The following is a 14,214-nucleotide window of genomic DNA, read 5'->3' as shown; positions in this document are numbered from 1 at the left end:
GGCGGGGAGAAGGTGGACGCGAAGCGGCCGGATGAGAGGGCCGCCGCAACGGGAGCTTGACCGGGCAGAGCTTGTCGTACAAACGACGTGTGACGATTTTCGGAGGAAGAAAGTGGCCGTTGCGGACGACATCGCTCTGATCAAGAAACAGGAAGCCACGCTCGTCTTCCCCACCTTCGACGAGGCCGTGGCCTTCAAGATCGGCTCGGCAATCCGTGAGCGGGCGCTCAGGGAAGACCTGCCTGTCATCGTCGATATCAGAACCTTCGACCGGCCGCTGTTCTATGCCGCCATGCCTGGCTCCAATGCCTCCAATCCGGACTGGGCGCGGCGCAAGATCAATGTCGTGCGGCGTTTCCTGAAAAGCACCTATCGCATGGTTCTGGAGCAGCAGCGCCCCGACCGCAGCTTCAAGGTCGGCGAAGGGCTGGACATTGTCGACTATGTGCTGGCCGGCGGCGGTTTTCCCATAACGGTCAAAGGCGCTGGCGTCGTCGGTGTGATCGCGGTTTCGGGCCTGCCGGAGCGCCAGGACCATGGCGTCGTCGTCGACGCGCTGTGCGAGCATCTCGGCATTGACGGGCGCAACTTGGCGCTGCCGCCCGAAGAAAAACGTTGACGCCGCCCCTCATCCGCCTGCCCGTCCCCCGCAGCAGCTGCGCTGCAGCTGCGGAGGGTGGACCGGCCCCTTCTCCCCGTATAGGGACGGGGAGAAGAGAAGCGCTCCAACGCCGGGCACTTCTCCCCGTCTCTATACGGGGAGAGGGTAAGGGTGAGGGGCAGCGCAAACGCTGGAGAAGTTCGAAGAACGTCGGTCGCAGCTCAGTATGACCATTCTCGACCCCAAATCCTTCCTCACCGCGATTTTCAACGCCGCTGTCGCCGCCGCAGATCCCGAGCGAACCATCAGGGATCATTTGCCGGCAAAGCCAAAGGGGCGCACGGTCGTCATTGGCGCCGGCAAGGGTTCGGCGCAGATGGCGGCGGCTTTCGAGAAGGTGTGGGACGGGCCGATCGATGGACTGGTCGTCACTCGCTATGGCTACGGCGCGACCTGCGAGCGCATCGAGACCATCGAGGCGGCGCATCCGGTGCCGGACGTCGCCGGGCTCGAGGCCTCGCGCCGGTTGCTGGCTAAGGTCCAGGGTTTGACCGCGGACGATCTGGTCGTGGCGCTGATTTCCGGTGGCGGCTCGGCGCTGCTGCCGTCGCCTGCCGGCAGCCTGACGCTGGCCGACGAGATCGCCGTCAACGAGGCGCTGCTCGCCTCCGGCGCGCCGATCGCGGCGATGAACACCATCCGCAAGCATGTTTCCACCATCAAGGGCGGCAGGCTGGCGGCTGCGGCATATCCGGCCAAGGTTGTATCGCTTGTGGTGTCCGACATCCCCGGCGACAATCCGGCGTTGGTCGCTTCCGGCCCGACCGTGCCGGATGCCGGCAGCCGCGAAGATGCGCTGGCCTCGATCGCCGCTTATGGCATGAAACTGCCGGCTTCCGTCATGGCGCACATCAATTCGCCGGCTGCCGATGCGCCGCGCGCCGACGATCGGCGTTTTTCGCGCAATGAAGTGCATCTGATAGCCTCAGCCGGCGTCTCGCTGGAAGCCGCAGCGGAAGAAGCCAGGCGCCAGGGCATCGAGGCGGTCGTCCTGTCCGATTCCATCGAGGGCGAGGCGCGTGAGGTCGGCGGCGTCCATGCCGCGATCGCGCGCGAGGTGGCGACACGCAACCGACCATTCCGCAAGCCGGTGCTGATCCTGTCCGGCGGCGAGACCACGGTGACCTTGCGGGCAAAAGGCAAGGGCGGCCGCAACTCGGAGTTCCTGCTCGCCTTCGCCATTGGCATCAGTGGCGCGCAAGGCATCCATGCGCTGGCCGCCGACACCGACGGCATCGACGGCTCGGAAGACAATGCCGGCGCCTTTGCCGACGGCTCGACGGTCGCGCGTATGCGGGCGGCTGGCATCGATGCCAAGGCCATGCTTGCCGGCAACAATGCCTGGACGGCCTTTAACGCGACAGGCGACCTGTTCGTACCCGGTCCGACCGGGACGAATGTGAATGATCTCCGGGCGATACTGATCAGATAGGTTCGTCCGAACCTTCAGGCAGCCATCAGCCGCTTCACCAGCTTCATATCCTGCAGGAATCGCTCGCGTTCGGCTTCCTTGTCGGTAGGCTCACGGATGCGCAGGATGAAAGAGGGATGAATGGTGATAAACACGCGCAAACCATCCTCGCGCTGCATCACCTCGCCGCGCATCTTCGTCACCGGCACCGCTTTGCCGAGCAGCGACTGCGCCGCGGTCGCGCCGAGCGCCACCACCAGACTGGGTTTGATCAGCCCGAGTTCCCTGTCGAGCCACCAGCGGCAGGCCTGCACTTCGCCGGCATTCGGCTTGGAGTGGAGGCGGCGCTTGCCGCGTGGCTCGAATTTGAAGTGCTTGACCGCGTTGGTGACATAGATCTTCTGCCGCTTCACCCCGGCGTCGTCCAATATTGCATCGAAGAGTTTGCCGGCCGGGCCGACGAATGGCTGGCCGGCGAGATCCTCCTGATCGCCTGGCTGTTCACCGACGAAAACCACACTTGCGTTATCGGGCCCTTCGCCGAACACCGTCCGCGTCGCGTCGCGCCAAAGCGGGCAGCGCCGGCAACCCTCGGCCGCCTCGCGCAATTCGGAAATCGAGCTGGCATTGCCCTCGTTCGGCGCCAACGCAGCACGTGGTGCGCGTCGGGCTGGTGTCCTCGCTCTATGCGGCAAGCCTGTCGTCGCCGTCATCGACCTCATCCGCTTCGATAGGGAAATGGACAGGGCGGACGATGGTTCCTCTCACACCTCGTGCAGATAGAGGTGATAATCCAGTTCGCTGACCGTGCGCGCCACGCGCAGATATTCGGATTGCTTGATCGCCACGAAGGTGCGGTGCAGGTCTTCACCGAGCGCGCCTTTCAGGAAACTTGATGCCCGTGCCGCTTCGATCGCGGCGCGCCAGTCCACCGGCATGCTGGTCTGGGTCTCGGACGACTCATAGCCGTTGCCAGTGGTTTCGGGGCCGGGATCGAGGCCTTCGTCCAATCCCTTGACGATGCCTGCCAGCACTGCCGCCGCCACCAGATAGGGATTGGCGTCGACGCCCGACGGCCGGTGCTCGATGCGCCGGTTCCTGGCGTCGCCCGCCGGCACGCGCAGCGCCACCGAACGGTTGTTGACGCCCCAGCTCGGCGCCACCGGCGCATAGGATTGCGACACGAAGCGCCGCCACGAATTGGCATGCGGCGCAAACACCAGCATCGATTCCGCCATGGTCTGGATCAAGCCGCCGAGCCCGTTGAGCAGCGGCAGCGACCAGCTTTCGCCGCCGGCCTCGGCAAAGACGTTGCGGCCCTCCTTGTTCTGCAGCGAGACGTGGAAATGCATGCCGGAACCGGCATATTTCTCGATCGGCTTGGCCATGAAGCAAGCGGTGACGCCGTGACGGCGCGCCTGCGCCCGCACCAGCCGCTTCAGCATGACGAGGTCGTCGGCCGCCCGCATCACATCCTTGCGGTAGTTGAGCGTCAGTTCGTACTGGCCTGGCGCATACTCGGAAATGACCGTCTCGGCCGGAATGCCTTGCATCTTCGCTGCGGCATAGATGTCGGAAAACAGCGGTTCCATGCCGTGCAGATGGTCGACGGAATAGACTTCCGTCTTGGCCGAGCGGCGGCCGTCGAGCACGGCATGCGCCGGCTGCACCTTGCCGTCGCCATCGCGCTCATTGGCGAGGAGAAAAAATTCGAGCTCGAAGGCGCCAGCCGGATGGAGGCCCTTGGCCGCCAGGATGTCCACCTGCCTGGCCAGCGCCAGCCGTGGGTCGGACGGCATCGGCTGGCCGTCGAGATGGTACATCGCCATCAGCACCTGGCCGCGCGGCGGCTGCGTGCCGTAGAGCGGCACCAGCGTGCCGGGGATCGGCCATGCCCTGAGATCGCCGTCGCCGGTCGCCCAGATCAGCCCGGTCTCGTGCACGTCCTCGCCGGTGATGTCGAGGCCGAGGATCGAGATCGGCATGTGCCGGCCACCCTCGAAGATGCTCATCAGCTCATGCCGGCGCACGATTTTGCCGCGGCCGACGCCGTTGGCGTCGGTCAGCACGATATCGAAGGCCTCGATCTCTTGGTGTAAGTCGAGAAAGGCCCGCGCTTCTGCCGGCGTGGAACCCGAAGGCGAGGTGATGATGGAGCTCAAATCTGGCTTGCGTGCTTCTCTCATGCCGCAAGCTTGTCTCACGCCGTGAGCCTTGCTGCAACCGCCGCGAAGGCGGTGATCAGCCGGTTCACCTGGGCCGCACTCGTCACCGGCGAGAGCAGCATCATGTTGTGGAAGGGCGCAATCAGCACACCGCGATTGACCAGCGCGACATGGATTGCCGCTTCGAGGTCGGGCGCATGCGCGGCTTCCGCTTCACCGCCATTCCTCAGCGGGCCGGGCGCGCAGATGAATTCGACGCGGGCGCCGACACGCGCGACATGCCAGGGCAGGCGGTAGCGGTCGATGACGGCGGTCAATCCGGCGTCGAGCCGCCGCGCCAGCCGGTCCATATGGACATAATTCTCGTCGGTCATCACCTCTTCCAGCGTGGCGCGCATCGCCGCGAATTGCAGCGGATTGGCCGACAGCGTCGTCCCCATGCCGGAATAGCCTGGCTCCTTGGTCCTGATATAGGCGCCGTAGCGTGTGGCGACGTCTTCGCTCATCCCCCACACACTGGCCGGCACGCCGCCGGCGATAGGTTTGCCCAATACGAACAGGTCCGGCTCCAGTCCAAACGTCTTGGTGTAGCCGCCGGGGCCGGTCGAGATCGTGTGCGTCTCGTCGATCAGAAGCAGCGTGCCGGCCGCTTGGGTGAGGCGTCGCAGGGCATCGTGGAAGCCGCGTTCGGGCAGTACCATGCAGGAATTGGTCAGCACCGGCTCGGTGATGACACAGGCGATGTCCCTGTTCCGGAGCGTGGCCTCTAGCGCCGGCAGGTCGTTGAATTCGATAATTTCGGTCGCCCGGGTCAGGTCGCGGAATTCGCCGGCCAGTCCGGGTCGGTTGGCCGGCCTTCCCCGGACCAGCCGCACCATCGTCTCGTCGACCGAGCCGTGATAGCAGCCGTTGAAAACCAGGATCTTTTCCCTGCCGGTGACGGCACGGGCGACGCGCAGGGCAAAGCGGTTGGCGTCGGTCGCTGTCGTTGCGATCTGCCAGAAAGGTAACCCGAAGCGCTGTTGCAGAAGCGGCCCGATGGCAAGCGCGTCCTCGCTGGGCAGCATATAGGTCAGGCCGCGTCCGGCCTGCGCGCGGATGGCGCGGGCGACCGGCGGCGGCGAATGGCCGAACATCGAGCCGGTATCGCCAAGGCAGAAATCGTCCAGCCGATTGCCATCGACGTCGGTGATCGTGGCGCCCTCGGCGCTGCCGACCAGGATCGGGAAGGGCGTCGGCCAGTCGGCCATCCAGTGCATCGGCACGCCGCCGAAGAAGCCGGGCAGGCCGTTGCCGACCTTTGCCATCGATTTCGGCCGCGCCTGGCGGAACGCCACCGCCTCCGCCTCGCGCAGCTCGGCGATGCGGGCGGCGTCGATGCCGCCGATGGAAGTCGTTGAATGGTCTATGCTGCGCATGAATCCCTCTCCCCACTTTAGCCAATGGGTATCGTCAACCGCAATTGGCCGTTTGATCGCCCTGCATTGGCTCAGCGATAGCGTGGTTAGGAGGAAACTTTCAGATGCCGGCGGCGCCGACACCCGGATAGGTGGCAGGCCAGCTCACGCCGAAATATCGATGACGCCGCAGTCGCCGGCGGCGCTGCCGAAGACGACGCGGCGCTCTTGCTTGTCCCACATCATCGCGGTGATGGCGCCCTTGCCCGGCCGGCGCAGCAGCACCTCCTTGGCGTCGGCAAAGCGCACCGCCATCACCATGCCGTCGTCATAGCCGATAGCGACGACATCCTGGCTTGGATGGCAGGCGACGGCGGTCACCATGGCGTTGCCTCGCGTGCCGAGCTCCAGCGGCGCCTTGCCCATCGGCCCGTCCTTGCTCGAAAACGGCCAGACGATTGCCGCCGGCGCGCCGGAGCTCGCCAGCCATTTGCCTTTGACGCTCCACGACAGGCTTTTGACCTTGCCGGGGTAGCCGCTCATGCGCATGTGCTTGCCGTCGGCGAGCTTCCAGCCATGCAGGGCATTCTCCTGCATGGTGGTGACGAGGAAGGCGCCGTCCGGCGAAAAAGTGATGCCGGTATGGGCGCCGGCCCATTCGAGCTCCACCGGCTTGCCCTCGGCAGCGGGGAAATGCAGCGTTGCGCCATTGTAGCGGGCAACGCCGAAACGCATGCCTTTTGGCGAAAACGCCAGCCCCTCGACCGAGCGCGGATGCGCAAATTCTTTCGTCTTGCCGTCGGCAAAGCGCACATAGGCGGTTTTGCCTGAGGCGAAAGCGATGGCGCCTTGCGGCCCGGCGGCGACGCTGGTGATCCATTTCTTGCCGGCACTCGCCAATTCCCCGGCATTGCCACCGGCGGTGATTGCAAACACCTTGCCGTCCTCGCCGCCGGTGATCAGCCGGTCGTTAGCCACATCATGGAAGGCGGCGAGCAGCCCGTCATTGGCCTGCACGGTCTTGTGGCCATGGTCGAGCCGATGGATAGCCCCGTCGGCCAGCGCGAAATGCGGCACGTCACCAAGAAAGACGGCGGTGATGCAATGGCCTTCGAGATCCAGGGGCGCGACTGTGGGCATGCGAACTGTTCCATTAGAGATTGTTTGGTCGCCTTGCCGCCATTGGAGGAATCATCAGCGAGGCCAGGTGCGACGCGACCTTCTCCCCTTGTGGGAGAAGGTGGATTGGCCGCAGCGCCAAGACGGTTGAGGGGTGTTGGACGAATCGCCGCCGGTGCCAAGCTGGAACACCCCTCAACCGACCGAGCTTCGCTCGGCCACCTTCTCCCACAAGGGGAGAAGGAAGAAGGGGCAGCGCTACCGTTATAAGGTTTGAAAATCAAGCCGCCTGGCAGGCCTCGAAACTCTTCTTCAGCCGCTCGGCGTCGAGTTCGCGGCCGATGAACACCAGCCGGCTCTCATGTTTCTCACCATCCTTCCAGGCGCGCTGGTGGTCGCCCTCGATGATCATGTGCACGCCCTGGATGACATAGCGCTCGTCGTCGCCCTTGAGCGCGATGATGCCTTTCAGCCGCAGGATGTTCGGGCCTTCCATCTGGGTGACCTTCTCGATCCACGGGAAGAATTTCTTCGGATCCATCTCGCCGCCGCGCAGCGACACCGACTGCACCGTCACGTCATGGATGTCGGAGGGATGCGCGTGGTGGTGCCCCTCGTGATCATGGTCGTGCCCGTCATGATCATGATGGTGGTGATCGTGGCCGTCATGATCGTGATGGTCGTGGTCATGATGATCATGTTCGTCGAGGAAATGCGGGTCATTCTCCAGCGCACGGGCAAGATCGAAGGCGCCGCGATCGAGAACCTCCGACAGCGCCACGCCGGCGCGCGTCGTGCGATGGATCCTGGCTGCCGGGTTGATCGCGCGGATCGTCGCCTCGACCTTGGCGAGCTCCTCCGGCGTTACCAGATCGGTCTTGTTGAGCACGACGACGTCGGCAAAGGCGATCTGGTCCTCGGCTTCCCGGGAATCTTTCAGCCGCAGCGGCAAATGCTTGGCGTCGACCAGCGCCACCACCGCGTCGAGCTTGGTCTTGGAGCGCACGTCGTCGTCCATGAAGAAGGTCTGCGCCACCGGCACGGGATCGGCGAGGCCGGTCGTTTCGACCACTATGGCATCGAAACGGCCGGGCCGGCGCATCAGGCCTTCGACGACGCGGATCAGGTCGCCGCGCACCGTGCAGCAGACGCAGCCATTGTTCATCTCGTAGATCTCCTCGTCGGATTCCACGATCAGCTCATTGTCGATGCCGATCTCGCCGAATTCGTTGACGATGACGGCATAGCGCTTGCCGTGGTTTTCCGAGAGGATGCGGTTGAGCAGCGTCGTCTTGCCGGCGCCGAGATAGCCGGTGAGGACGGTTACGGGAATCTGCGTCTGTGCATCGCTCATGTCTGGGCCTCGAAAAGGAGATTGTCGGCTCCATATAGGATGTGTGCCCGGCTTTTGCACGCAGCAAACCGATAGGCCAAATGGATCGTCGGCATTGTCGAACTTTCATTGGCAAGGGCTCGCCTCACTGCTTAGGTAAGCAAGGCAAGGTAGCTCGAGAAAAGCAAAGAAGCGCTGGATGTCAGACAAGTCCTTGCCATTGAACCGGCGTCAGGCGTTGGGCCTCATCGCCGTGACTGCTGGCGGCGGCGTCTTCTTGCCGGCCGCAGCCTTGGTCGCGCCGGCTTCACCCTATGCCGGGCTTGCCCTGTTCGAGAGCGGTGCCGGCGTATGCGCCATCACGCCGGAAGCGACCGAGGGTCCGTTCTATTTCGACCCGAAGCTCGAACGCACCGATATCACCGGGGGCAAAAAGGGGATTGGCCTCAATGTGCGGCTGCAAATCGTCGACCCTGCCTGCCGCCCGCTTGCCGGCGCGCGTGTCGACATCTGGCATTGTGACGCGCAAGGGCATTATTCCGGTTATCCCGGGCAAGGCGACGGCCAGGACATCGACACCTCCGGTCAGAATTTTCTGCGCGGCTGGCAAAAGACCGACGAGAGCGGCATCGTCTCCTTCGCCACGATCTATCCCGGCTGGTATCACGGCCGCACCACCCATATCCACTTCAAGGTCTTCCCCGACGACAAGTCGGTGATGACCGGTCAGATGTTTTTCCCCGATAGCCTGAGCGATGACATCTTCACCAAGATCGCGCCCTACAACGACCGCCCCGGCAAGCGCGACACGCTGAATGTCCGGGACGGTATCGCCCGCCGGGCCGGGCCGCTGTCGCAGGCGGCGGTGCGCGAGGCCGCGGACGCCTACCAGGCCCTGTTGGTCGTCGCCGTGAAATCCGGCTGAGCGGCCGGTTTCGGGGCGTGCGTGGCGGCGCTGCAAAGTCTCCGGCGGCCGAAAGTCCTTTGTCATCTAACTGAAATAAACATCTGGCATCACCACGGCGGACATCGCAATGCTTGCCGGCAAAGCTGTTTCTCGGCGCCGGATTCTTTTGATCGTCGATTGCCAACCGGCCGGCAGCTTCTATGCTGCTCGCACCGGTTCGGCCGAAGAGGGATGACCATGGCCAAGGCGGACAAGACTGCGACAATGAGCCGGCTGCATTCGGCGGCGCGACTGGCGCGAACGGCGCTTGCCGCGCGACTCCTGGCGCATGGCTTCTATGCCGGGCAGGACCAGATCATGTTGGCGCTCGATCGCGAGGACGGCCAGACGCCAGGCAATCTCGCCGGCCGCCTCGGCGTGCGCCCGCCGACCATCACCAAGACCATCAACCGGCTGCAGGCGCAAGGTTTCCTGGAAAAGCGCGCCTCGGTAAACGATGCCCGTCAGGCCCACATCTTCCTCACCGATACCGGCCGCGAAATCATTCACGCCATCGAGAAATCGGTGAAAAAGACCGAAAAGCAGGCGCTGAAGGGCCTCGACAAGAAGGACCAGAAGGCGCTGTTCAAATTGCTTGCCCGCATCGAGGCCAATCTTTCCAACGAGGAGATGGTGCTCCTCGACGACGACACCGACCTCGACGACTGATCAACGGTCCGCTGCCGTTGGTGATCGGTGAATCAGCGCCGACCAACGTCCCGGCGTGATGCCGAACGCCTTCTTGAAATGCCTGATGAAATGGCTCTGGTCGCTGAAACCGGCGGCGACCGCGATTTCCGCCAGCGGCTCGTTCGCCTCGATCATCCGGCGTGCCCGCTGCAGCCGCCGCATCAAGAGAAACCGGTGCGGGCTGGTCGAGAAGGTGGCGCGGAAGTGCCGTGACAGCCTGTAGCGGTCGAGCCCGGTGATCGCCTCCAGCTCCCCGGAGCGTACCGTGCGCCAGGCATTCTCCTCCAGGTAGTCGCGCGCCAGACTGGCGGCGCGCCGGGCCGTCTTTGTCACCGGCTTAGCCGGCTGTCCGGCGTGCCGCCGAAGGCATTGCGTGAGCTGCGCCATGAAATCGACCACGAACAGCTCATCCAGTTCCCGGTCCAGCGGCGCCAGCGCCGAAAGCAGCGTCGCGCAGAAAGCGCGGTCGCTCACCACGGCGTCCCTGACGAAAGGCAGTGACGCGCCGCCGAGGCAGTCCAGCATCAGCGACGGCTCGAGATAGAGCATCCGGTAGCGCAACCCATCCTCGGTGCCGGCGCCGCCATCGTGCAATTCATCGGGATGGAGCACGATGACCTGGCCAGGCAGACTGTGCCGCATCGCGCCGCGATAGCGGAAGCGTTGCACGCCAGAGAGCGTCACCCCGATTGCATATGTATCGTGGCGGTGGAGATCGAAGGCGCTGCCATGGAACCGCGCCTCAATGCGCTCCATGCCGGCAGCGCCGGGCGCCGAGACGATGCAATCTCCGGCCGCGTTCGCGCACAAACGTTCAAGACCCTGGCGGGCCTGCTGGCCTAGATCGTGCGGCATCGCTTCAATCATGTTCTGGACTGTCTCATGTTCGATACGAAATTTGCAATCGTGCTCAGGGATGACCTTCCCGTCTGGCAGAAGCTCAACGTCACCGCCTTCCTGACCAGCGGCGTCGTAGCGCAATTTCCCGACATCATCGGCGAGCCCTACCGGGACCGCGCCGGCAATATCTACAACGCGCTCTCGATCCAGCCGGTCATCGTGCTTTCCGCAGACAGCGCGACGCTTGGCGCGCTCCACCGGCGCGCGCTGGAGCGTGGCGTGGCGACGTCGCTCTATGTCGAGGAGATGTTCTCGACCGGCCACGACGCGGCCAACCGCGCCGTCTTTGCCGAATTTGCGCCTGACGACGCCAAGGTCGTCGGCATCGCGCTGCGCGCCGAGAAGAAACTTGTCGACAAGATCACCAAGGGCGCCCACATGCACGCCTAGAGTGTGCCTTGGGCTTAACCAAGAGTGGACAGACAACGGCTTGCAGCACAAGAACTAAGCCTGTTGGCGCCTGTTGTTGTACCAGTTCCCTTTGGCCCGGCATCAGGCGACAATTGGCTTGCCGGCAGGCCACAATTACCGCAAAGGTGAGGCTCTACCTCACTACCCGGCCTGAAATTGAGTCCTTCCCCAAAGCAAGACGAAAGCGCGACGCCTCCGGCGGCGATTCTTTGCATGCTTTCGGTCTATGTGTTCTTCACTTTCCTCGACACCAGCAGCAAATATCTTGTCCTGGCCGGCGTCTCGGCGCTGATCGTCGCCTGGGTTCGCTTTGCCGTCCATGTCCTGCTGGTCGGCGCTTTTTTGCGCGGATGGCGCGAGCCGGCGCGCTTTCGTCCCGCCAACCTGCCGGCGCAGGTCGCGCGCGGTCTGTTCCTGTTTGGATCGACCATTTTTAACGTTCTGGCGCTGCAGACCCTGCAGCTTGCGGAAACCACGTCGATCTATTTCTTCGGGCCGATGGTGATCACCGCACTGGCCGGCCCCCTGCTTGGCGAATGGGCGGGATGGCGCCGCTGGCTGGCGATCCTGACTGGCTTTGTCGGCGTTCTCATCATCACCCGTCCGGGCGTCGGCGCCTTCGGCATCGGACATGTCTTCGCGATTTGCTCGATACTGTCGAACTGCTTCTACGTCATCATGACGCGCCGGCTGGCGGCGACGGAAACCTCGGAGAGCCTCATCCTGTTTTCGGCGCTGGCGCCGGCCGTCGTGCTTTTGCCTCTGCTGCCGTTCTCATTTTCCCTGCCGCATGATGGCTGGCACTGGTTCATCCTGCTGATGCTGGGCGTCTTCGGCGGCATCGGCCATTGGCTTCTGGTGCAGGCCTACCGGCTTGCGACCACCACGGCGCTCGCTCCCTATCCCTATTCGCAGATGATCTGGATGATTATTTCCGGCTGGCTCGTCTTCAACCAGTTTCCCGACCGCTGGACGCTCATTGGCGCCGCCGTCATCGTCGCCAGCGGCCTCTATATCGTCCATCGCGAACACCGGCTTCGCCTGCGCAATCACGCGGCACTGGACGCGGAGGCGGAAACGCTCGCGAAAAAACTTTGATTTGCTGCCGATCGATGGCATAAGGCCGCCTTTAAACAGTTTAAAAAACGATCGGGGAGCGAGGGGCTGGCACAGAAGATCAAACTTTCGACGATCGCGGATGCGCTGGGCGTGTCCACGGCGACGGTTTCGCTGGCGCTGCGCGACAGCCCGCTGGTCGCCGGCGCCACCCGCGACCGCATCAAGGAACACGCCCGCGCCATCGGCTATATCTACAACCGCCGCGCCGCCAGCCTGCGCACCTCGCGTTCGGGCATCGTCGGCGTCGTCGTCCACGATATCATGAACCCCTTCTTCGCCGAGATTCTGCGATCGATCGAAAGCGAGCTCGACCGCAGCCGGCAGACCTTCATCCTGTCGAACCATTACGACCAGCTGGAAAAGCAGCGCACCTTCATCGACACGCTGCTGCAGCTCGGCGCTGACGGCGTCATCATGTCGCCGGCCATCGGCACGCCGGCCGCCGACATCCTGATGGCCGAGGAAAACGGCCTGCCGGCGGTTTTGATCGCGCGCACCGTCGAGGGCGCCGACGTGCCGGTGTTTCGCGGCGACGATGCCTATGGCACCGGGCTTGCCACCAACCATCTGATCTCGCTCGGCCACAAGCGCATCGCCATGATCGGCGGCACCGACCAGACCTCGACCGGCCGTGATCGCTACCAGGGCTATGTCAACGCCATGGAGGCGGCTGGGCTTGAGGTCAGGCCGTCCTGGCGCATCGCCGGCCCGCGCACGAAGCAGGCCGGCTTCGAGGCCGCCGGACAGTTCCTGGCGCTGAAGGACAGGCCGACCGCCGCCTGCTGCTGGAACGACCTGGTCGCCATCGGCCTGATGAACGGCATAGCGCGGGCCGGGCTGGTGCCGGGCATCGACATCTCCGTCACCGGCTATGACGACCTCGAAGAGGCGGCGATCGCGACGCCGGCGCTGACCACCGTCTGGAACGGCCAGCGCGAGGTCGGCCGCCGCGCCGCCAGTGCCTTGCTCGACAAGCTTAACGGACAGACGGTGCGGCCGTCGCAGGAACTGATCAAGCCGGAACTGCATGTGCGTCAGTCGACCGGCAAGCCGGTGGAGCGTGCATGACAAAAGCCGAACAATCACTGCCCGTCGCCATTCTGGTGCCGGGCCAATTCAACGACCATGCCGTTAGCCGCATTGACCGGACGTTCCGGCAGGTCAAGATCGAACGCGCCGACCCCTCGCTGGTCACCGATGATATGCGCCGGACGGTGCGCGGCATCGCCTCGTTCGGCGGCATCAATGCTGCCTTCATCGACGCGCTGCCAAACCTCGAAATCATCGCCAATTTCGGCGTCGGCTACGATTCGGTCGATGCCCGCCATGCCGCGCAGCGCGGCATCATGGTCACCAACACGCCCGACGTGCTGACCGAGGAGGTCGCCGACACGGCGATCGCGCTGCTGATAAACACCATCCGCGAATTGCCGCGCGCCGAGACCTGGCTGCGCGACGGCAGCTGGGTGCGCAAGGGCAACTATCCCTTGAGCCGGCTGACCTTGCGCGGCCGCAGCATCGGCATTTTCGGCATGGGCCGTATCGGCCTCGCCATTGCCCGGCGGCTGGAGGCTTTTGCGCTGCCGATCGCCTATCACAATCGTCGCAGGGTCGAAGGCCTCTCCTACGACTACCACCCGACGCTGAAAGGTCTGGCCAGCGCGGTCGACACGCTGATCTCGGTCGCGCCGGGCGGCGCCTCGACCGAAAAGGCGGTCAATGCCGAGATCCTTGAGGCACTCGGCGCGAATGGCGTCTTCGTCAATATCGGCCGCGGCAGTACGGTGGACGAGGCAGCACTTGCCGCGGCACTCGCCAACAAAACCATCGCCGCCGCCGGGCTCGATGTCTTCGCCGACGAACCGAACGTCCCTCAGGCACTGCTCGACGCCCCCAACACATCGCTTTTGCCGCATGTCGGCTCGGCTTCCGAGCATACCCGCCGCGCCATGGCGGATCTGTGCGTCGACAATCTGGTTTCCTGGTTCTCGCAAGGACAGGCGCTCACTCCCGTACCGGAGACCGAAAAGGTCAAGGCGCGGCGCTGAGCAAGGGGCTGCCA

General features: G+C 64.3%; 14 protein-coding genes. 8 read left to right on the top strand and 6 right to left on the bottom strand.

The window, feature by feature from the left end; all coding sequences use genetic code 11:
• Positions 1-112 precede the first annotated feature (112 nt).
• Positions 113-619 (top strand): heme-degrading domain-containing protein, encoded by a 507-nt coding sequence (locus MESS2_RS02870; protein ID WP_008872562.1) that lies wholly within the window; start codon positions 113-115, stop codon positions 617-619.
• A gap of 208 nt (positions 620-827) precedes the next feature.
• Positions 828-2,093, top strand: coding sequence for a glycerate kinase type-2 family protein (locus tag MESS2_RS02865; RefSeq protein WP_008872561.1), 1,266 nt, complete (start codon positions 828-830; stop codon positions 2,091-2,093).
• Positions 2,094-2,107: 14 nt separating this feature from the next.
• Here the strand turns inward: MESS2_RS02865 and MESS2_RS02860 are convergent, their stop codons facing one another.
• The 5 genes from MESS2_RS02860 to MESS2_RS02840 all read right to left on the bottom strand — a co-directional run bounded on the left by MESS2_RS02860 (position 2,108) and on the right by MESS2_RS02840 (position 8,107).
• Positions 2,108-2,794, bottom strand: coding sequence for a UdgX family uracil-DNA binding protein (locus MESS2_RS02860; RefSeq protein ID WP_280113303.1), 687 nt, complete (start codon positions 2,792-2,794; stop codon positions 2,108-2,110).
• A gap of 42 nt (positions 2,795-2,836) precedes the next feature.
• Positions 2,837-4,258 carry a glutamine synthetase family protein gene (locus tag MESS2_RS02855; RefSeq protein ID WP_008872559.1) on the bottom strand — a complete coding sequence of 474 codons (1,422 nt, stop codon included), beginning with the start codon at positions 4,256-4,258 and terminating at the stop codon, positions 2,837-2,839.
• A gap of 14 nt (positions 4,259-4,272) precedes the next feature.
• A complete protein-coding gene (locus MESS2_RS02850; RefSeq protein ID WP_008872558.1) occupies positions 4,273-5,655 on the bottom strand; it encodes an aspartate aminotransferase family protein in 1,383 nt (460 codons plus the stop codon).
• Positions 5,656-5,799: 144 nt separating this feature from the next.
• On the bottom strand, positions 5,800-6,774 hold the full coding sequence (locus MESS2_RS02845; protein WP_008872557.1) for a WD40 repeat domain-containing protein: 975 nt from the start codon (positions 6,772-6,774) through the stop codon (positions 5,800-5,802).
• Between the two features lie 259 nt (positions 6,775-7,033).
• Complete coding sequence (locus MESS2_RS02840; RefSeq protein ID WP_008872556.1) at positions 7,034-8,107, bottom strand: CobW family GTP-binding protein; 1,074 nt, start codon at positions 8,105-8,107, stop codon at positions 7,034-7,036.
• A 178-nt stretch (positions 8,108-8,285) separates the two neighbouring features.
• Here MESS2_RS02840 and MESS2_RS02835 point away from each other — a divergent pair, with 178 nt between their 5' ends.
• Entirely contained in the window at positions 8,286-9,011 is a 726-nt protein-coding gene (locus MESS2_RS02835) for an intradiol ring-cleavage dioxygenase (protein ID WP_040591920.1), read from the top strand.
• Positions 9,012-9,230: 219 nt separating this feature from the next.
• A complete protein-coding gene (locus MESS2_RS02830) occupies positions 9,231-9,701 on the top strand; it encodes a MarR family winged helix-turn-helix transcriptional regulator (protein WP_008872554.1) in 471 nt (156 codons plus the stop codon).
• On the opposite strand, the gene MESS2_RS02825 is transcribed toward MESS2_RS02830, so the two are convergent.
• Entirely contained in the window at positions 9,702-10,577 is an 876-nt protein-coding gene (locus MESS2_RS02825) for an AraC family transcriptional regulator (protein ID WP_008872553.1), read from the bottom strand. It abuts the gene before it with no gap.
• Positions 10,578-10,604: 27 nt separating this feature from the next.
• On the opposite strand from MESS2_RS02825, the gene MESS2_RS02820 reads away from it, so the two are divergent.
• From MESS2_RS02820 to MESS2_RS02805, 4 genes are all read left to right on the top strand, one after another.
• Entirely contained in the window at positions 10,605-11,012 is a 408-nt protein-coding gene (locus MESS2_RS02820) for a DUF2000 family protein (protein ID WP_008872552.1), read from the top strand.
• A 234-nt stretch (positions 11,013-11,246) separates the two neighbouring features.
• On the top strand, positions 11,247-12,131 hold the full coding sequence (locus MESS2_RS02815; RefSeq protein ID WP_008872551.1) for a DMT family transporter: 885 nt from the start codon (positions 11,247-11,249) through the stop codon (positions 12,129-12,131).
• Between the two features lie 66 nt (positions 12,132-12,197).
• Positions 12,198-13,220, top strand: a complete 1,023-nt coding sequence (locus tag MESS2_RS02810) for a LacI family DNA-binding transcriptional regulator (RefSeq protein ID WP_081296113.1) — start codon at positions 12,198-12,200, stop codon at positions 13,218-13,220.
• Positions 13,217-14,200, top strand: coding sequence for a 2-hydroxyacid dehydrogenase (locus MESS2_RS02805; RefSeq protein WP_008872549.1), 984 nt, complete (start codon positions 13,217-13,219; stop codon positions 14,198-14,200). Before MESS2_RS02810 ends, MESS2_RS02805 begins: the two co-directional genes overlap by 4 nt.
• Positions 14,201-14,214 lie beyond the last annotated feature (14 nt).

Origin of the sequence: Mesorhizobium metallidurans STM 2683, assembly GCF_000350085.1 — a bacterium.
Classification (GTDB): domain Bacteria; phylum Pseudomonadota; class Alphaproteobacteria; order Rhizobiales; family Rhizobiaceae; genus Mesorhizobium; species Mesorhizobium metallidurans.
This window is presented reverse-complemented; position numbering and strand designations above follow the sequence as displayed.